The sequence below is a fragment of the Streptococcus oralis Uo5 genome (genome assembly GCF_000253155.1).
GTDB classification, from domain to species: Bacteria; Bacillota; Bacilli; order Lactobacillales; family Streptococcaceae; genus Streptococcus; species Streptococcus oralis_L.
This window is the reverse complement of sequence record NC_015291.1, coordinates 1,168,016-1,187,967: the sequence shown is the minus strand read 5'-3', so window position 1 is coordinate 1,187,967 and position 19,952 is coordinate 1,168,016. Positions and strand designations below refer to the sequence as shown.

18 protein-coding genes are annotated in these 19,952 nt (G+C 40.5%); all 18 read left to right on the top strand.

Features of this window, described 5'->3' with window-relative positions; genetic code table 11:
- Window positions 1–14 precede the first annotated feature (14 nt).
- The 18 genes from rpmI to SOR_RS05830 all read left to right on the top strand — a co-directional run bounded on the left by rpmI (window position 15) and on the right by SOR_RS05830 (window position 19,890).
- Window positions 15–215 carry a 50S ribosomal protein L35 gene (gene rpmI / locus SOR_RS05915; protein WP_001125942.1) on the top strand — a complete coding sequence of 67 codons (201 nt, stop codon included), beginning with the start codon at window positions 15–17 and terminating at the stop codon, window positions 213–215.
- Window positions 216–266: 51 nt separating this feature from the next.
- Window positions 267–626: a 50S ribosomal protein L20 gene (gene rplT / locus SOR_RS05910; protein ID WP_000124830.1), complete on the top strand. Its 360-nt coding sequence runs from the start codon at window positions 267–269 to the stop codon at window positions 624–626.
- Between the two features lie 175 nt (window positions 627–801).
- On the top strand, window positions 802–2,466 hold the full coding sequence (locus SOR_RS05905) for a molecular chaperone HscC (RefSeq protein ID WP_000635030.1): 1,665 nt from the start codon (window positions 802–804) through the stop codon (window positions 2,464–2,466).
- 13 nt (window positions 2,467–2,479) lie between these two features.
- The gene (locus SOR_RS05900; protein WP_001028662.1) at window positions 2,480–5,251 is read left to right on the top strand and encodes a J domain-containing protein; all 2,772 of its coding nucleotides are present in this window, start codon (window positions 2,480–2,482) and stop codon (window positions 5,249–5,251) included.
- 97 nt (window positions 5,252–5,348) lie between these two features.
- Window positions 5,349–5,729, top strand: a complete 381-nt coding sequence (gloA, locus tag SOR_RS05895) for a lactoylglutathione lyase (protein ID WP_000157150.1) — start codon at window positions 5,349–5,351, stop codon at window positions 5,727–5,729.
- A 246-nt stretch (window positions 5,730–5,975) separates the two neighbouring features.
- Window positions 5,976–6,776 (top strand): dihydroorotate dehydrogenase electron transfer subunit, encoded by an 801-nt coding sequence (locus tag SOR_RS05890; protein ID WP_013670242.1) that lies wholly within the window; start codon window positions 5,976–5,978, stop codon window positions 6,774–6,776.
- The gene (locus SOR_RS05885) at window positions 6,739–7,725 is read left to right on the top strand and encodes a dihydroorotate dehydrogenase (RefSeq protein ID WP_162097466.1); all 987 of its coding nucleotides are present in this window, start codon (window positions 6,739–6,741) and stop codon (window positions 7,723–7,725) included. The genes SOR_RS05890 and SOR_RS05885 overlap by 38 nt, the downstream gene beginning before the upstream one ends.
- 110 nt (window positions 7,726–7,835) lie before the next feature.
- Window positions 7,836–10,088, top strand: coding sequence for a glucosaminidase domain-containing protein (locus tag SOR_RS05880; protein WP_000832912.1), 2,253 nt, complete (start codon window positions 7,836–7,838; stop codon window positions 10,086–10,088).
- 168 nt (window positions 10,089–10,256) lie between these two features.
- A complete protein-coding gene (locus tag SOR_RS05875; RefSeq protein ID WP_000735444.1) occupies window positions 10,257–11,291 on the top strand; it encodes a DNA/RNA non-specific endonuclease in 1,035 nt (344 codons plus the stop codon).
- Window positions 11,292–11,385: 94 nt separating this feature from the next.
- Window positions 11,386–12,312 (top strand): aldo/keto reductase, encoded by a 927-nt coding sequence (locus SOR_RS05870; RefSeq protein WP_001269449.1) that lies wholly within the window; start codon window positions 11,386–11,388, stop codon window positions 12,310–12,312.
- Between the two features lie 99 nt (window positions 12,313–12,411).
- Window positions 12,412–12,648: a DUF2829 domain-containing protein gene (locus tag SOR_RS05865; RefSeq protein ID WP_000141913.1), complete on the top strand. Its 237-nt coding sequence runs from the start codon at window positions 12,412–12,414 to the stop codon at window positions 12,646–12,648.
- Window positions 12,641–13,339 (top strand): 3-oxoacyl-ACP reductase, encoded by a 699-nt coding sequence (locus SOR_RS05860; protein ID WP_000167099.1) that lies wholly within the window; start codon window positions 12,641–12,643, stop codon window positions 13,337–13,339. Before SOR_RS05865 ends, SOR_RS05860 begins: the two co-directional genes overlap by 8 nt.
- A gap of 10 nt (window positions 13,340–13,349) precedes the next feature.
- Window positions 13,350–13,850, top strand: a complete 501-nt coding sequence (locus SOR_RS05855) for an NUDIX hydrolase (protein ID WP_000403330.1) — start codon at window positions 13,350–13,352, stop codon at window positions 13,848–13,850.
- Window positions 13,828–14,730 carry a putative PEP-binding protein gene (locus SOR_RS05850; protein ID WP_001245873.1) on the top strand — a complete coding sequence of 301 codons (903 nt, stop codon included), beginning with the start codon at window positions 13,828–13,830 and terminating at the stop codon, window positions 14,728–14,730. The genes SOR_RS05855 and SOR_RS05850 overlap by 23 nt, the downstream gene beginning before the upstream one ends.
- The gene (locus SOR_RS05845) at window positions 14,672–15,112 is read left to right on the top strand and encodes an ASCH domain-containing protein (RefSeq protein ID WP_013670241.1); all 441 of its coding nucleotides are present in this window, start codon (window positions 14,672–14,674) and stop codon (window positions 15,110–15,112) included. The genes SOR_RS05850 and SOR_RS05845 overlap by 59 nt, the downstream gene beginning before the upstream one ends.
- A 120-nt stretch (window positions 15,113–15,232) precedes the next feature.
- Window positions 15,233–17,779: a M1 family metallopeptidase gene (locus SOR_RS05840; protein ID WP_001149134.1), complete on the top strand. Its 2,547-nt coding sequence runs from the start codon at window positions 15,233–15,235 to the stop codon at window positions 17,777–17,779.
- Between the two features lie 109 nt (window positions 17,780–17,888).
- The gene (gene ciaR, locus SOR_RS05835; protein WP_000590641.1) at window positions 17,889–18,563 is read left to right on the top strand and encodes a two-component system response regulator CiaR; all 675 of its coding nucleotides are present in this window, start codon (window positions 17,889–17,891) and stop codon (window positions 18,561–18,563) included.
- Complete coding sequence (locus SOR_RS05830; protein ID WP_013670240.1) at window positions 18,553–19,890, top strand: sensor histidine kinase; 1,338 nt, start codon at window positions 18,553–18,555, stop codon at window positions 19,888–19,890. Before ciaR ends, SOR_RS05830 begins: the two co-directional genes overlap by 11 nt.
- The last annotated feature ends 62 nt before the right edge of the window (window positions 19,891–19,952 follow it).

Here is a 19,952-nt window from a genome sequence, read left to right as displayed (position 1 = left end):
AAGGAGAAAAAATCATGCCAAAACAAAAAACACACCGCGCATCAGCTAAACGTTTCAAACGTACAGGTTCTGGTGGACTTAAACGTTTCCGTGCTTACACTTCTCACCGTTTCCACGGAAAAACTAAGAAACAACGTCGTCATCTTCGTAAAGCATCTATGGTGCATTCAGGAGATTTCAAACGTATCAAAGCAATGCTTACTCGCTTGAAATAATAGCCTGACAGTAAGTAAACAATTCTAGGAAATATTTGGAGGAAATAAAACATGGCACGTGTTAAAGGTGGCGTTGTATCACGCAAACGTCGTAAACGTATTCTTAAATTAGCAAAAGGTTACTATGGAGCTAAACACATCTTGTTCCGTACTGCAAAAGAACAAGTAATGAACTCTTACTACTATGCATACCGTGACCGTCGTCAGAAAAAACGTGACTTCCGTAAATTGTGGATCACTCGTATCAATGCGGCAGCTCGTTTGAACGGACTTTCATACTCACAATTGATGCATGGTTTGAAATTGGCTGAAATCGAAGTTAACCGTAAAATGCTTGCTGACTTGGCTGTTAACGATGCAGCAGCTTTCACAGCTCTTGCAGATGCAGCTAAAGCAAAACTTGGTAAATAATGACAAACTGTTTCATTCTTACTCTCGTGGTTTTTACCGCAAGAGTAGGGTGAAACTTTTTTATTTTCCTTAAACGATTTTCTATTTTAGAGAGTAAATCACAGATTTTTTCAAAGAAAATAGGATATTTCCTGTATAATAGGTATATCTAAAAAAGATTTGGAGTTAGAAGAAGATGATAGTAGGTATTGATTTAGGAACGACTAATTCTTTAGTAGGGGTTTATCAAGATGGTCAGGTCAAGTTGATTCCCAATGCTTTTGGTGAGTATTTGACTCCTTCTGTTGTGGCTTTAGATGACAATGATGAGATTATAGTTGGAAAAATTGCTAAGGAACGCTTGGTGACCTACCCAGATAAGACGGTTTCTCAGTTCAAGCGTTTTATGGGGACCAAACATGAGTTAACGCTAGGAAATCGAGCATATAAGGCTGAAGAATTAAGCTCCTTTATCATTCGAAAGTTGGTAGACGATGCAGAAACCTATCTTGGAGAAAAGGTTGAGGAAGTGATTGTCAGTGTACCAGCCTATTTCAACGATGCTCAACGCTATGCGACCAAACTAGCAGGGAAATTTGCAGGCGTTCAGATTGATCGGATTATCAATGAACCTTCCGCAGCGGCTCTTGCTAAAAGATCTATGGTAAACCAAGAAGATCAATCTTTTATTGTAGTCGATTTTGGTGGTGGGACTCTAGACATTTCAGTTGTAGAGCTTTTTGATAATATCGTCGAAATCGTGTCGATTGCAGGGGACAATCGATTGGGAGGAGAAGACTTTACTGCGGCTATTGCTGAGGAATTTTTAGCCTCCAATCAATTAACCAAGGATACGATTTCCCGAGAATTTTATAGTAAGATTCTGGTACAGGCTGAAAAGACAAAGCTAGAACTCAATGATAAAGAAGAAGTGAAGATGACAGTTCTGGACCAAGAACAAGAATACACTTTAGACTTGAGCTACCAACGCTTTTATGAGCTTTGTCAACCTCTGCTAGCACGTGTTAAGGCTGTTTTGGACCGTGCCTTGATGGATGCGCGCTATAGCTATGTATCATCAGATAACTTTGTTCTTGTTGGGGGGACTTCGAAACTCCGCTTGGTTCAGGACTTTTTATCCTACTGTATCAATCAAGTGGTGCAGGTTTCGGATGATCCCGATCGGATGATTGCGAGAGGTTGTGCCCTTTTAGCAGGAATAAAAGAGCGGCAAGGTGAGATACGAGATTTATTACTGTCTGATATTTGTCCTTTTACACTGGGGATAGAAATAGTTGGCGACCGCTTTTCGCCGATTATTGAGAGAAATTCTACCCTCCCTGCTTCACGCATCGAGCAGTACTATACGGCTGAATTGGGACAGAGTCAGGTCAAGATAAAGGTCTATCAAGGTGAGATGATGAAGGCATCACAAAATCTGTTTCTAGGAGAATTAGAAGTTCCCGTCCCTGTGAATACTCGAGTAAATGAAAGTTTCACAGTTCGATTTACCTATGATTTAAATGGGATTTTGGATGTCGAAGTGAAAATTGATTCAACACAGGAAGTCTTTAGTCATGTTATTCTCCAAGATAGTGTTACTCTGACAGAAAAGGAAATCAAGGCTAAGCAAGCAGAGTTGACTCGCTATAAGATCAATGCTCAAGAAACAGAGGTTTATCGCTTCTTGATTGAAAAAGCGAATCGCGTGTACAGTATGCTCTTGGGGAGAAGAAGAGATGAGCTAATGGCTGAAACTAGACGATTTGAAGAAGAGGTCAGCCAAGCATCTATGTATCATTTGCCAAAACTCTATCAATCATTTTCAAACTATCTAGACTTCCTAGAGCGAGGACTGTAAAAGAGGAGACCTTATGAATATATGGGAAACTTTAGGGATAGAGCCAACGACTGACGTCAAGCTTATTAGAAGGCGTTATGCTGAACTGGTTCGGCTCTATCACCCAGAAGACCAACCAGAAATTTACCAAGAAATTGTTGAAGCTTACCAAAAAGCCTTGACTTATGCGAGGTCTAGAAACACAAGACCAGAAAATAGCCTAAGAAAAGCGAGTGACTCTCAAGAAGCTACTGAACTTGAAGAAGAGGCGAATGGAAAGCCTAACTCTAGTCTCAACTTTGAAAACTTAACTGAAGAAACGAAGACTGAGAACGAAGAGTCTGAAAGATCTAGTCTTGATTTTAGTGATTATCAGCAATCAACTGATAAAACAAGCAATTCCTTTAACTTTGAAACCTTTAAAGCGGAAGAGGATGAGCAAAAGTCCACCCTTGACTTTAGTGACTATGATGAGGAAGTTCAGCTAAATGGAGATTCTGAAGAAAGAGCTACGAATCCCCTCAATTTTGAAACGTTTGATAATGAAGAGAACCAGGGGCAAGAAGGATTAACAAGGTCTACTCTTGACTTTAGCGGTTATAATGAAGAAACTTATCTGATCCGAAATGCGATTGAAAGTATTGTTAAAAATGATGATTACAGTCCAGAAGAACAAGAGCATCTATGGCGTCAGTTCTTTCATCAGTATCAGTATGATATGGACATTGTTCAATCCGTTTTAGAGGAAATGGATGTTTATATTTTTAACAAACCGGAGCAATTCTCTATCCTCATTCCCTTGCTAGAAGGCTATATACCTGACTTTAAGTACTGGAGCTATTACTATAAACTGAAGTATTGGAAAGTTAAAAGAGCTATAGCAGAAGAGGAAGGCAGTTCGCTTGAAAGCGCCCATGAAGCCACTGAAGAATTCTATTATTCTTATAAACTTTGCCAAGAAATTCTCCATGATTTTAACAAAGCAAATCAATTGAGCTCTTGGATAGAATTTTTCAAGCACCCCTATCTGAGCTTTATGGTCTTGGATCAAGTAAATCAGAATCGTCAAATAATCAAGAGCGTTCCTGTTTTAAGCTATATCCTTGAAAAAAACCGACAAGTCATATTTGAAGAGGATTATCCACTCTTGAATGACTTGGCTGATTACTTAGAAGAAGTAAAAGAGGAGCTGGGAGAAAACGTTGACTTTAGTCACTACTCTCTAGATAATCCAGATGAAGTTGAGGCAGCCTTCTATGAGTTGCTCCATGCTCGCTATCAAGACGAGTACAAACTGTTACGTGATTGGCAATATCTTTTTGAAACAGTTAAGGATCATACTCTCCTACTTGATTTATTAGAAAAGGTGGATGTCTATCCTTTAACCAATGCGAAAGTGTTAGCACTCGTTCTCCAATTTGTGGAGCGTTACAGCGATGAGGAATCAAATCCTTACCTGAAAAAACTCCATTTCTGGAAGAGTATCCATTCCTATCCTTCAGTGGTAGAGGAGTATGAACTAGACAAAAAGGAAAATTTTGATTACTGGTACAATGAAGGTTATCTTTATATGGATAAGCTCACCAAGAGCGATGAAGATATCAATGATTGGGAAAAGTGGAGAAGCTACTTTAAAGGAAGACCACGCATTCTAACGATTTTGCTTCAACAAATCTATAAGGAGTACCATCGATTTACAGATGGCGATCTCCTGAGATATGTTTTAGCTCCTTTTCCTACTTCTAAAATGGCTCCCCAAATGATGACGGAGGAGACAGACCAGAAACTAGAAGAGATGACAGTTTATGCTTATGAACTTAGTCATCCAAAGGCCAAGCTCTCTTATTTGGATTGGAAAAAAAGACAGGTCTTTAAAAATAAGTTTCTTCAGATTGTCTTTGGTCTATTTTCGATTGTGAGTTTGATACTCAGTGTTCTAGAGCAACCTATTGATAATTTATGGGTCCATGCTGGTATGTTTTCTCTCTTTTACGTCTATATGCTAAAATTGAGGAAAACACCGATTGAGGAAGGAGTGACTGCTAGGGGAGAAAAACGAAAATTCTACTACAGTCCTCATCCATGGTTCCTACTAATCTTGTTATTAACCCTCGTCATTCCATCCTTACCATTTGGTCTCATTGGTGCCCTTATGTTCATTACATTTTTCAGCTTCATCGATGGTTTTCAAGTGAGTCAGGGGCTGAAGTGGGATTATTCTTTGGAGAAGCTGATTCCTGTTGGTATCTTTCTTTCTGCTGGTTTTCTTTCTGCTTTGGTAAATCAAAGCCAGACTATTTCAGGAGTTGCCATAGCTTACTTCCATATTTTTGCAATCCTTGTGATTTGCTTATCTTTTACAAGATTTAGTCCTGGATTTCCACCATCTCTGAAGAAAATTTTCATACCAGCAATCTTGGGAATCTTACTCTTTCAAACGTTGCCCTACATTCACAGCCGTTTAGACATCTTTGATCCAACTATTCTACGAAATGAAACTCTGGCCATAACGGTTATTCTCTTGTTAAATGGAATTGCTTTGTCTTATTTTACAAAGGAACAAGGTTTCATGATTGGTGTGAAGAAGGTCTTTATGATTTATGGCTTGCAGATCTTTATTTTCCTAAGAAGACTGTTGCGAATCCTATTTGCACCAAATTCAGTTTTCGGTAACAAATATTTTAACAGAGATTTACTAATCTTGAATAGCGAATTTGCTTTCTACTTCCTAGAGGGACTTTTTGTCCTTATCCTGCTTTTCCTTATTCGCAATATACGCAAGGAAAATCGTAAAAGTTCTGCATAGAATGATAACCTAGAGAAGATGACTCTGGTTCAAGTTCCTAGTAAATTTTCCTGAATAAAGGTATAATAGAACTATTCAAATGAAAGAGGTAATGAAAATGGCTTCAAAAATGCTACACACTTGCTTGCGAGTAGAAAACCTTGAAAAATCAATCGCATTCTATCAAGATGCTTTTGGTTTTAAAGAATTGCGTCGCAGAGATTTTCCAGATCATGCCTTCACGATTGTCTATCTAGGACTTGAGGGTGATGACTACGAGTTGGAATTGACCTATAACTATGACCACGGTCCTTACGTGGTAGGAGATGGCTTCGCCCATATCGCCCTCAGTACACCTGATCTTGAGGCGCTACATCAAGAACATAGCGCTAAAGGCTATGAGGTGACAGCCCCTAATGGACTTCCAGGAACTCAACCAAACTATTACTTTGTCAAGGATCCTGATGGCTACAAGGTCGAAGTGATTCGTGAAAAATAATCCAGTACAGTCAAGTAGAATGTTCGTTTTCTACTTGACTTTTTTACTTTGAAAGAGTATACTAATACAAATTTAACCTTTAAGGGGAGTCCAGAGAGACTCACAAGGTGTCAGATAAAAGGGATAGGGGACTCTCTGTGGAGACTTTTTAAGTGTGCGCATGAGTTCTAGCCTAACCTAACTGAGACCTTGCTATTGCAAGGTCTTTTCTTTATCTGGTCCCCTTAAAATTTAAGGAGGAAAATCATGAATCCCACATGTAAGAAGCGTATGGGTGCGATTCGTTTGGAAAGCATGAAGGTGGTCGCACAAGAGGAAATTGCGCCAGCAATCTTTGAATTAGTCCTAGAAGGGGAAATGGTTGAAGCCATGCGAGCAGGCCAATTTCTCCATCTGCGCGTGCCTGATGATGCCCATCTCTTGCGTCGTCCTATTTCAATTTCGTCTATTGACAAGGCAAACAAGCAATGTCATCTCATTTATCGGATTGAGGGGGCTGGGACCGCTATTTTTTCAACATTAAGTCAGGGTGATACACTTGATGTGATGGGGCCTCAGGGGAATGGTTTTGACTTGTCTGATTTAGACAATCAGAGTCAAGCTCTCCTCGTTGGCGGTGGGATTGGTGTTCCACCCTTGCTTGAGGTAGCCAAGGAATTGCATGCGCGTGGGGTGAAACTAGTAACAGTCCTCGGTTTTGCCAACAAGGATGCTGTTATTCTTGAAACCGAATTGGCCCAATATGGTCAGGTCTTTGTAACGACAGATGATGGTTCTTATGGCATTAAGGGAAATGTGTCAGTCGTCATCAATGACTTAGACAGTCAATTTGATGCTGTTTACTCATGTGGAGCGCCTGGAATGATGAAGTATATCAATCAAAGATTTTATGACCACCCAAGAGCCTATCTATCTCTAGAATCTCGTATGGCTTGCGGGATGGGGGCCTGCTATGCCTGTGTTCTAAAAGTACCAGATAGTGAGACTGTCAGTCAACGTGTCTGTGAAGATGGTCCTGTTTTCCGTACAGGAACAGTTGTATTATAAGGAGAAAGTCATGACTACAAATCGTTTACAAGTTTCTCTACCAGGCTTGGACTTGAAAAATCCTATCATACCAGCATCAGGCTGTTTTGGTTTTGGCCAAGAGTATGCCAAGTACTATGATTTAGACCTTTTAGGCTCTATTATGATTAAGGCAACGACTCTAGAACCCCGTTTTGGCAATCCTACTCCAAGAGTTGCAGAGACGCCTGCTGGTATGCTCAATGCAATCGGCTTGCAAAATCCTGGCTTAGAAGCTGTTTTAGCTGAAAAGTTGCCTTGGCTGGAAAGAGAGTATCCTACGCTTCCCATCATCGCAAATGTTGCAGGCTTTTCAAAACAAGAGTACGCTGCCGTTTCTCGAGGAATTTCCAAGGCGGCTAATGTAAAAGCGATCGAGCTCAATATCTCTTGTCCGAATGTGGATCACGGCAATCATGGACTTTTGATTGGGCAAGATCCGGATCTAGCTTATGAAGTGGTAAAAGCGGCTGTGGAAGCCTCTGATGTGCCAGTTTATGTTAAGTTAACCCCTAGTGTAACGGATGTTGTCACTATTGCTAAAGCCGCAGAAGATGCAGGAGCAAGTGGCTTAACCATGATCAATACCCTTGTCGGTATGCGCTTTGACCTCAAAACTAGAAAACCAATCCTAGCCAATGGTACAGGTGGAATGTCAGGTCCAGCAGTTTTTCCAGTAGCCCTCAAACTCATCCGACAAGTAGCTCAAACAACAGACCTGCCCATTATTGGAATGGGGGGAGTGGATTCGGCTGAAGCAGCGCTAGAAATGTATCTGGCTGGGGCATCTGCCATCGGAGTTGGAACAGCCAATTTTACCAATCCTTATGCCTGTCCTGATATCATCGAACATCTACCAAAGGTCATGGACAAATATGGCATTAGCAGTTTGGAAGATCTCCGTCAGGAAGTCAAAGCCAGTCTGAGATAAGCTAGACCTTCCTTATTGTCAACAAGAAATAGAATCTTCATCAATTTGTAATATTTCCGTCTATTAACTATGTTACAATAGGGTTTAGAAAACGTTATTGGAGCATTTAAATGAAACGATGGAAAGTGGCCCTAGTAAGTGCTGGCTTATTGGGGTGTTTTTTTACTGTAGTGGAGACAGCAAGAGCTGAAGAAGGTACATGGCAAGGAAAGACCTACCTCAAAGCAGATGGGAAGCCAGCAACCAACCAATGGATCTTTGACCAAACGCAACAGGCTTGGTTTTATTTAACAGCTGATGGAAATCGTGCTGAGAACGGCTGGTTGACTGTTGCTGGTAAGGATTACTATTTTAATGAAGCTGGGAAATTAGCTACGAAAACGTGGATTGACCAGTACTATGTGACTGAAAGTGGTGCTAAAGCCAAGGAACAGTGGGTATTTAATCAGGAACAAGAATCCTGGTATTATCTCAAGTCTAATGGTCAGAAAGCTCAAAACGAATGGATTCAGCAAGGTCAGGAAAAATATTACCTTAAAGCAGATGGAAAAATGGCCAAAGATGAGTGGATCACTCAAGGTGAGAACCAGTACTACATCAATTCACAAGGTAAAATGCTGAAGAATGCTTGGCTTGGTAAGAATTATATATCAGAAAATGGTAATAAGGTTAAACAAGCCTGGATTTATGATGACAACTATAGTAGTTGGTTCTACCTCCAACAAGATGGTACCTATGCTGAAAATGGCTGGTTAACTATAGATGGGAAGGACTACCATTTTAAATCAGGCGGTTATCTTTCAACTGAGCGTTGGATTGACCGCTTCTATGTTGCTAAAAGTGGAGCTAAATTGAAATCGGAATGGCTCTTTGATAAGAATTATGATTCTTGGTTTTACTTGAAAGCTGATGGTAGCTATGCCGAAAAAGGCTGGGAAACGATAAAAGAAAAAGATTACCATTTCAAACCGGGAGGTTATCTTTCAACTGAGCGCTGGATTGACCGCTTCTATGTTGCTAAAAGTGGAGCTAAATTGAAATCGGAATGGCTCTTTGACAAGAATTATAATTCATGGTTTTACTTGAAAGCTGACGGAACCTATGCTGAGAAAGGTTGGCAAACCATCAAAGGCAAGGATTACCATTTCAAATCAGGTGGCTACCTTTCTACGGAAACTTGGATTGACCGTAGCTATGTGACGAGTAGTGGAGCAAAAGCTGGCAAAGGTTGGCTCTTTGACAAGAATTTTAACTCTTGGTTCTATATTAACTCTGATGGAAATTATGCTAATAAAGAATGGCTCTGGGATAATGGTTACTACTATCTCAAATCTGGTGGTTATATGGCCACGAATGAGTGGGTATGGTACAAGAACAATTGGTTCTACCTCAAGTCAAATGGAAAGATGGCTGAGAAAGAATTAATCTACGATTCATCTGACCAATCATGGTACTACCTTAAATCAGGCGGTTATATGGCAAGAAATGAGACCGTGGATGGTCATACCTTGGATGCTTCTGGTCGATGGCATGTTGCGGATAAAACCAAATATTACAAAGTTAAACCAATCACAGCCTATGTCTACAGTGCATCTGGAGAAATCTTGAGTTACATTAACCAAGGAAGCATCGTTTCACTAGATAGCTCAACGCGAAAAGGCGGCCGACTTGCAGTTTCGATTTCTGGCTTGTCTGGCTATATGAATCAAAGTGATTTGACAGCAGTGGATGAAGGAAGCGAGTTTATCCCTCATTATACTAGTGATGGGAAATTCCTCTACCATGAACTCTCTCCATACACGAGTATCAAAGTAGCTCCACACACATCTGCTATGGTTATTGGTAAGAAGTACTACTCGACTGATGGAGAGCATTTTGATGGCTTTACCATTAAGAATCCTTTCCTTTATAAAAACTTGAGAGAACCAAGTAATTATAGTGCAGCTGAGTTGGATAAACTGTATTCGATGATGAACTTGCAGGATAGTCCTCTCGCAGGTAAAGGAGCGACTTTCAAAGAAGCTGAGGAACGCTACGGTGTCAATGCCCTTTACTTGATGGCACATAGTGCCCTTGAAAGTGCTTGGGGTCGCAGTCAAATTGCCAGAGATAAGAACAACTTCTTTGGTATTGCTGCTTATGATACGAGCCCATATCTCTCAGCCAAGAGTTTTGATAATGTGGATAAAGGAATCCTTGGAGCGGCCAAGTGGATTCGTGAGAATTACATCGACTATGGCAGAGACCACCTTGGAAATAAAGCAACCGGAATGAATGTTCGCTATGCTTCTGATCCTTACTGGGGTGAGAAGATAGCCAGCATCATGATGACCATCAACAGTAGACTTGGTGGGAAAGACTAATCAAAAGAAATCAACGGTAACTACTGAAAAAGTGGTTATCGTTTTTGTTTTAAACATTGGGGGAGAAATAGTATAATAACAGCCTCTTTATTCTTGAACAATTAACAAAATGATAGTAAAATGTAATAGGAGATATTAATCTAATTACTATATAAAAAGGAGACTTTTATGAAAAAGCTACTATCCTTCTCAATTGCCTTGCTTTCAATCACAACACTAGTTGCTTGTTCTGGACATAAGGCGGAATCAAAGGTCCCAGAAGAAAAAATTGAACAGAAGCAAATCAAGTTCGATGAAAAGTTGTTTAAAGAAGCTGGACTCTTACCTTTTAAAAATGAGAAACAACTAGAACTTGGGGAATTGGATTCTAAATCACGCGCAACGGGTGCTCATATTCAACTTAAGGACAGTGATGAACCAACAGAGAAGAGAGAGCCTAAGATAAGTTATAACCCAGTTGGTTGGCACAACTATAATTTTTATTATGGAGATGGCTCTAAAAAGGCTTGGTTGATGAATCGTGGTCATTTGATTGGGTACCAGTTTAGTGGATTAAACGATGAAAAGAGAAACTTGGTCCCTATGACGAACTGGCTCAATGCTGGAACTTACTATGGTACAGATAATACTAATCAAGAAAGCATGCTTTACTATGAAAATCGATTGGACTCTTGGTTGGCCAATCACCCAAACTATTATCTTGACTACAAGGTGACCCCAATCTATCAAAAGGACGAATTGATCCCTAGACAGATTGAGTTGCAGTATGTGGGAATTGATGAAAATGGCAAACTCTTGGAGATCAAGTTGGGTGGTAGTAAAGAAAAGGTTGATCAGTATTCTGTGACGCATGTTATTCTAGACAATGTTTCAGCTAATGCGGAAATCAATTATTTGGATGGTACTGCTAAAAATACAGTTGAAGATGCAAAGATAAAAGAAGAGAAAGAAAAGGCTAAGAAGGAAGCTGAGGAAAAAGCCAAGAAAGAGGCTGAAGAAAAAGAAGCAGCTGAAAAGAAAGCAAAAGAAGAAGAACAGGAAAAAGCACGTCAGGCCGCACAAGAAAAGGAAGAAAGCCAAGAATCAAACTCGCAATCAACTAATTCAGGTGGCTACTTTAGAGATAAAAACGGAAGATGGCACAGACCAAATGGTAAATTTGCTTCTAAGAAAGAAATTAGAGAAGCCGGATTGCAGTGGTAGGATGAATTTAGTAGATATACAGTCAAAAAGCCGTTGGAAAACGGTTTTTTGTTATAATTAAACTAAGAATTTAGAATTAAAGGAGAAAAATTTGATGAGATACATAACTCTTGGTCAAGATGACAAAGAATTATCAGAAATTGTTCTCGGAATGATGAGAATAAAAGATAAGTCTGTAAAAGAAGTTGAAGAGCTTGTAGAAACAGCACTTTCTGTTGGAATCAATGCTTTTGACTTGGCTGATATTTATGGTCGTGGTCGTTGTGAAGAACTGTTAGGTATTGTCCTAAAAAATCGTCCAGATTTAAGAGAAAAGATGTGGATTCAGTCCAAATGTGGCATTCGCATTGAAGAATTTACCTATTTTGATTTTTCTAAGGACTATATTATAAAATCAGTCGACGGAATTTTGCAAAGATTGAAGATTGATCATCTAGATAGCTTGCTTCTTCATCGACCAGATGCTTTGATGGAATCTGACCAAGTAGCAGAAGCCTTTGATCTTCTTTATAAACAAGGTAAGGTCCGAGATTTTGGAGTTTCTAATCAAAATCCTATGATGATGGAGTTGCTTAAAAAAGATGTCAAGCAGCCGTTAGCTGTTAATCAGCTACAATTGAGTGCGGCTTTTACTCCAGGATTCGAATCAGGTTTTCATGTTAATATGGAAGATAGTCAAGCAACTATGCGAGATGGCAGCGTTTTTGAATATTGCAAATTACACGATGTGGTCATTCAAGCATGGTCTGTCTTACAATTCGGGTATTTTAAAGGGAACTTTGTTGGTAATGAGAAATTTCAAGCTTTGAATCAAGTACTTGATCGTCTAGCTTTTAAATATGGAGTAACCCCTTCAACTATTGCCATTTCTTGGATATTGCGTTATCCAGCAAAAATGCAGGCAGTCGTAGGTACAACAAATCCTAAGCATTTGAGAGAAGTTAGCCAAGCGGCAAACTTTAGCTTAACAAGAAAAGAATGGTATGAAATTTATCTTGCAGCAGGGAATAATTTGCCGTAAGTAGAAGCAGATTTAAATAAATCACAGTCAAAAAGCCGTTGTAAAGTGGTTTTTTTGTTATAATGAAGGGGAGAATTATTGATATTAAAGGAGAAAAACATGACATTTGAAGAGATCCTGCCTGGATTAAAGGCCAAGAAAAAATATGTACGAACTGGTTGGGGAGGGGCTGAAAACTATGTCCAACTCTTTGACACTATCGAGCAAAACGGGGTTGCGCTTGAAGTGACGCCTTATTTCCTAATCAACGTGTCTGGAGAAGGGGAAGGGTTCTCCATGTGGAGCCCGACACCATGTGATGTTTTGGCAACGGACTGGGTAGAAGTGCATGACTAAACGTGTACTCATTACAGGAGTGAGTTCAGGTATCGGACTTGCTCAAGCTTGCCTCTTTTTAGAGAATGGCTATCAAGTTTATGGAGTTGACCAAGGTGAAAATCCACTCTTAGAGGGTGATTTTCATTTTTTACAGAGAGATTTGACCTTGGACTTGGAGCCTATTTTTGACTGGTGTCCTTATGTGGATGTTTTGTGCAATACTGCTGGAGTTTTGGATGAATACAAACCACTGTTGGAACAATCAGCCCAGGAAATTCAAGAGATTTTTGAAATCAACTATGTGACTCCTGTTGAGTTGACTCGGCATTATTTGACACAAATGTTGGAAAATAAAAAAGGAATCATCATCAATATGTGTTCTATTGCTTCAACTCTAGCGGGAGGTGGTGGTCACGCCTATACTTCCTCTAAGCATGCCTTGGCTGGATTTACCAAGCAGTTGGCTCTAGACTATGCTGAAGCTGGGATTCAGGTATTTGGAATTGCTCCAGGGGCAGTCAAGACAGCCATGACTGCTGCCGACTTTGAGCCAGGTGGATTGGCTGACTGGGTGGCTAGTGAAACGCCAATCAAGCGCTGGATCGAGCCAGAGGAAGTAGCAGAAATTAGCCTTTTCTTAGCAAGTGGAAAAGCGAGCGCCATGCAAGGACAAATCTTGACAATAGATGGTGGCTGGTCTTTGAAGTAGGAGGAGTTGGATGGAAATCAAAAAACACTTTGGAGTCTATGCTGTTTGCTTTGAAAATGGGAAGTTACTCTGCATTGAAAAAACGAGGGGCCCTTATCAACATCGTTATGATCTACCTGGTGGTAGTCAGCAACTTGGTGAAGGATTGACGGAAACGCTGATTAGAGAAGTGATGGAAGAGACAGGATTTACTGTTAGAAGCTATTCCAATCCTCGAATCTACGATGTTTTCGTCAGGGAAGAGTTAACAAATTTTACGGTTCACCATATCATGGCATTTTATGATATTGAGATAAACAAGAAGAAAGCTCAAGTCACGATTTCGGAAGATGTCTCTGATGGTGCGAATGATTCACTCGGATATGTTTGGATGGATATTCAGAAAATCACAGAAGAAAACGCATCGCCACTAGTCTTGAAAGTTAAGTCTGAATTATTAGGATTTCCAGAACTGGACAAGACTTCTTACATGAATTGGAAGGTGAATGATGAGAAACCAACTTGTCCTTAGTGGAGAACAAATTGTTGAAAAAGTTTATCCTCAGTTATTGCACCACGTCGGTATGATTCGTGGAGAATACTTACTGAGAGAGCTTAATCAAAACATCCTATTAGCAAGTTGCCAGCAATTTGTAAAAGATTATCTAGACACCATTTGCTCCTTGTACTCAGATGAAGAGGTTTGGTATCGTTTTTCAGAGTTAACAAATACAGAAGCTAATTGTTTAGAGGGGACTAAAGAGCATTTTGATGAAAATCATCCCTTGTTTGGTTATAGAGGAACTAGGCGCTTGCTGGCGTGTCCTGATGAATTTCAGGATGAAGCACATGTCGTTACAGATGTTTATCAAACCAATCCCAATCTGTCTGTTATCTTTCCTTTTGTCAATGATGCTAAGCAGTTAAAGCAAGCTATTAGAGTATTACGTCAGCATGGTTTTACTGGAAAAGTCGGCACAATGATTGAATTACCGTCAGCTTATTTTGACTTGGATAGGATACTGGAAACTGGTATTTCAAAGATTATAGTTGGAATGAATGATTTGACTTCTTTTGTTTTTGCGACTGTGAGAAATAGTCAATGGCATGATATAGAAAGTCCCATTATGTTGGATATGCTGAGAGATATGCAGGATAAAGCAAGGGCGGAAAAAATTGACTTTGCTGTAGCAGGCTATCTGAATGCTTCTTTCATACAAAAAATGAATCAGATGGATATCAAATGCATTATCCACTACAGTTCTATTCCAGAGATTTTTAATTTAGAGATTGATCATCCAGACCATCTCAAACGTATAAAAGAAGTAAGTAAAAAATTACAAAGGAGCACACATGACACCGCAAGAAATGTGGAATGCATACAAGAAAATCAATCCCTCGATCGGAGATGAGATCGATGCTTGGGCTTTTGGAGTGGAAGCCGATCTCTTGGCAGATTTGGTTTTAAAAGGCGAAAAGACTGCAACTGCCTCAGCCTACGACCTCTACTCACTAGAAGACGAACCCCTTCCACAAGAAGGGACCTTCGATGTCATTTTAGACAGTCAAGATCGGGCTGTCTGCATTGTTGAAATTACAAAGGTTTCCGTTCAGCCCTTTCATCAAGTTTCTGCTGAACATGCCTTTAAGGAAGGGGAAGGTGACAAATCCCTAGCCTATTGGCGTCGGGTTCATGAGGACTGTTTTGCCGAGTGGCTGAGAGAGGCAGGACTAGCTTTTACGCCTGACAGCAAGGTTGTTTTAGAAGAATTTCGCAAGGTTTATCCACAGTAAACTATAGTAGAAAGAAAGTTTTGGAAATCACCGTCCAATCCTTTTTTCTTAAGCAAAACATGATATAATAAGTTTGTTTGAATAAGAGTAAAACTCTTAAACTTAGAATAGGAGAAAACTATGCAAGCAGTAGAACATTTTATTACCCAATTTGTTCCTGAACATTATGATTTATTTCTAGATTTGAGTCGTGAGACCAAGACCTTTTCTGGGAAGGTGACCATCACTGGTCAAGCCAAGAGTGACCGTATTTCCCTTCACCGAAAGGACTTGGAAATCGCTTCTGTAGAAGTTGCGGGTCAAGCTCGTCCATTTACAGTTGATCATGAAAATGAAGCCCTTCATATCGAATTGGCTGAGGGTGGTCAAGTTGAATTAGTCATCGCTTTTTCAGGAAAAATCACAGACAACATGACAGGGATTTACCCTTCTTACTACACAGTGGATGGTGTCAAGAAGGAAGTCTTGTCTACTCAGTTCGAGAGCCATTTTGCGCGTGAAGCCTTTCCGTGTGTAGATGAGCCAGAAGCCAAGGCTACTTTTGACCTCGCTCTCCGTTTTGACCAAGCAGAAGGTGAGTTGGCCTTGTCAAACATGCCTGAGATTGATGTGGAAAACCGCAAGGAAACAGGCATCTGGAAGTTTGAGACAACACCTCGCATGTCTTCTTACTTGTTAGCTTTTGTTGCAGGTGATTTGCAAGGGGTGACCGCTAAAACTAAAAATGGTACCCTCGTAGGTGTTTACTCAACCAAAGCTCACCCACTATCTAACCTTGATTTCTCACTGGACATCGCTGTTCGCTCAATCGAGTTTTACGAAGATTACTACGGAGTCAAGTATCCAATCCCTCAATCACTTCACATCGCCCTTCCTGACTTCTCAGCAGGTGCCATGGAAAACTGGGGTCTTGTCACTTACCGGGAAGTTTGCCTAATTGTAGATGAAAACTCTACATTTGCCAGTCGTCAACAAGTTGCCCTTGTAGTGGCACATGAGTTGGCCCACCAATGGTTTGGAAACCTCGTGACTATGAAATGGTGGGATGACCTCTGGCTTAATGAAAGCTTCGCCAACATGATGGAATACGTCTGTGTGGATGCCATCGAACCAAGCTGGAATATTTTTGAAGACTTCCAAACAGGTGGAGTGCCTCACGCTCTTGAACGTGACGCGACTGATGGCGTACAGTCTGTTCACGTCGAAGTCAAACACCCAGATGAAATCAATACGCTCTTTGATGGTGCTATCGTCTATGCCAAAGGAAGCCGTCTCATGCACATGCTTCGTCGTTGGCTCGGTGATGCGGATTTTGCTAAGGGCTTGCATGCCTACTTTGAAAAACACCAATATGGAAACACCATTGGTCGTGACCTTTGGAATGCCCTCGGACAAGCGTCAGGACGTGATGTTGCAGCCTTCATGGATTCTTGGTTGGAGCAACCTGGTTATCCAGTTCTCACTGTCAAAGTTGAAAATGATGTCTTGAAGATTTCACAAAAACAATTCTTTATCGGTGAGCACGAAGACAAGAACCGTCTCTGGGTGGTGCCACTCAACAGCAACTGGAAAGGCTTGCCAGATACACTCGAAACTGAAAGTATCGAAATCCCTGGCTACGCAGCTCTTCTTGCTGAAAATAAAACAGCTCTTCGTCTCAACACTGAAAATACTGCCCACTATATTACCGACTATCAAGGAGACTTGTTAGAGGCCGTTCTTGCTGAGCTAGAGACACTTGATAACACAAGCAAACTGCAAATTGTTCAAGAACGTCGTTTGTTGGCTGAGGCAGGGCACATTTCTTATGCAGACTTGCTTCCAGTCCTTGATAAACTTGCTAAGGAAGAGTCTTATCTGGTGGTTTCAGCTGTTTCTCAAGTGATTGCTGCCCTTGAGCGCTTTATCGATGAAGGAACAGAAACTGAGAAAGCTTTTAATACACTCGTTGCTAAATTAGCCCGCCACAACTATGACCGTCTTGGTTTTGAAGCCAAAGAGGGAGAATCAGATGAGGATGAATTGGTTCGTCAGTTGGCTGTTTCTATGATGATTCGTTCCAATGATGCAGAAGCTAGTCAAGTTGCTAGTCAAATCTTTGCAGCTCACAAGGATAATCTTGCAGGACTTCCTGCAGCCGTCCGAACTCAAGTTCTCATCAATGAAATGAAACACCATGAGACCAAGGACTTGGTCGCAACTTATCTGGACCTCTACACTCATGCCACAGATGCTGTCTTCAAGCGTCAGTTGGCAGCTGCTCTAGCCTACAGTACAGATGCTGATAATATCCAAACCTTGATTCGTTCATGGAAGGATAAGTTTGTTGTGAAACCACAAGACTTGTCTGCTTGGTATTACCAGTTCCTTGCTCATCAAACAACTCAAGAAACTGTTTGGGTATGGGCGCGTGAAAACTGGGATTGGATTAAGGCGGCTCTTGGTGGAGACATGAGCTTTGATAGCTTTGTTATCCTACCTGCCCATGTATTTAAGACTGAGCAACGCTTGGCAGAGTACAAGGAATTCTTTGAGCCACAACTCTCTGACCTTGCTCTTAGCCGTAACATTCGTATGGGTATCAAGGATATCGCAGCACGTGTTGACTTGATTAAGCGTGAAAAAGCAGCAGTCGAAGCTGTTGTAGCCCAATATGCTAAAGCTTAATTCGTTCAAAATGTAAACAAAAACTCAACTTTCTATCTGAAAACGAGAGAGAGTTGAGTTTTTTTTAAGGCAATTTTGGTATAATAATCATAACAAGGAGGAGTTTCTGATGATAAAAATCTTATTAGTAGAAGATGACCTGGGTCTGTCAAACTCAGTATTTGACTTTTTAGATAATTTTGCAGATGTCATGCAGGTCTTTGATGGAGAAGAAGGTCTCTACGAAGCAGAAAGTGGCGTTTATGACTTGATTCTGCTTGACCTGATGTTGCCTGAAAAAAATGGCTTCCAAGTTTTGAAAGAATTGCGTGAAAAAGGAATTACGACACCAGTCCTTATCATGACCGCTAAGGAAAGTTTGGATGACAAGGGACATGGTTTTGAGTTAGGAGCGGATGACTACCTCACCAAACCTTTCTACCTAGAAGAACTTAAAATGCGGATTCAAGCCCTTCTCAAACGTTCAGGTAAGTTTAATGAAAACACCTTGACCTATGGGGATGTTATCGTCAATCTTTCAACGAATGAAGTAAAAGTGGAAGATACTCCTGTGGAACTGCTCGGAAAAGAGTTTGAGTTATTGGTTTACTTCCTTCAAAATCAAAATGTCATTCTTCCCAAGACACAGATTTTTGACCGTCTATGGGGATTTGATAGCGATACGACGATTTCCGTTGTAGAAGTCTATGTCTCAAAAGTTCGTAAGAAATTGAAGGGAACAGCCTTTGCTGAAAATCTTCAAACCTTGCGTAGTGTCGGGTATATTTTAAAAGATGTTCAATAAACTAAAAAAAACATGGTATGCAGATGATTTCAGCTATTTCATTCGAAACTTTGGAGTGTTCACACTGATTTTCTCTACTATGACCTTGATTATCCTACAGGTCATGCACTCCAGTCTCTATACTTCTGTAGATGAAAAACTACAAGCCCTTAGTAGTAGTCCTCAAGCGGTCATTCAGTTAGCCCTGAATCGGGCAACTGAGGAAGTCAAAGATATTCAACCCGCAACTGCGGATGCCAGCAAGGCTGAAATCAAGCCCAATGTTAGCTCCAATACAGAAGTTTTGCTTTTTGACAAGGATTTTAACCAACTCTTACTGGGTAATCGCTTTTTAGGCTTGGACAAGATCAAGCTGGACAAGAAAGAGTTGAATCATATTCGGCAAATCCAAGTTGTCAACAGCTATGGTCTGGAAGAAACCTATCGAATTGTCTTGATGGAAACCAACTCTTCCACCGTATCAAGTAATGTCAAATATGCGGCGGTTCTAATCAATACCAGCCAGCTTGAGCAAATCAGCCAAAAACACGAGCATTTAATTGTTGTAGTGATGGCTAGTTTCTGGCTCCTCTCTTTAATTGCCAGTGTTTACCTGGCACGTGTCAGTGTCAAACCGCTACTGGAAAGCATGCAAAAGCAGAAGTCTTTTGTTGAAAATGCGAGTCATGAACTGAGAACGCCTTTGGCCGTTTTACAAAATCGTTTAGAGAATCTCTTTCGAAAACCAGAGGCAACAATCATGGAATCCAGCGAAAGTATCGCTTCCAGTCTTGAAGAGGTTCGCAATATGCGTTTCCTCACGACCAATCTTCTCAACCTTGCACGTCGAGATGATGGAATCAAACCAGAAATAGCAGAAGTTTCTCCACAATTCTTTAAAACAACCTTTGCCAACTATGAGTTGATTGCTTATGAAAATGATCGTTTTTTCAACTATGAAAATCGAATTTATCGTCCATTCATGACCGATCAGTTGCTCTTAAAACAACTCATGACTATCTTGTTTGACAATGCCATCAAGTATACCGAAGAAGATGGCAAGATTGAGTTTGTAGTCTATGCTACAGATCGCCACCTCTATCTTACAGTAACGGATAACGGAATTGGAATTTCAGCTGCTGACAAGAAGAAAATCTTTGACCGCTTTTACCGTGTGGACAAGGCGAGAACCCGTCAGAAAGGTGGCTTTGGTCTTGGACTATCTTTGGCCAAGCAGATCGTAGATGCCTTACGAGGAACGATTAGCGTAAAAGATAACAAACCTAGAGGAACAATTTTTGAAGTTAAGATCGCTATTCAATCTCCTTCAAAACGTAAGAATAAATAAAAAAGACAGTTATCTAACTGTCTTTTTTGATAACTAGAAAAGAGGTTGGTAGTAGTACCAAC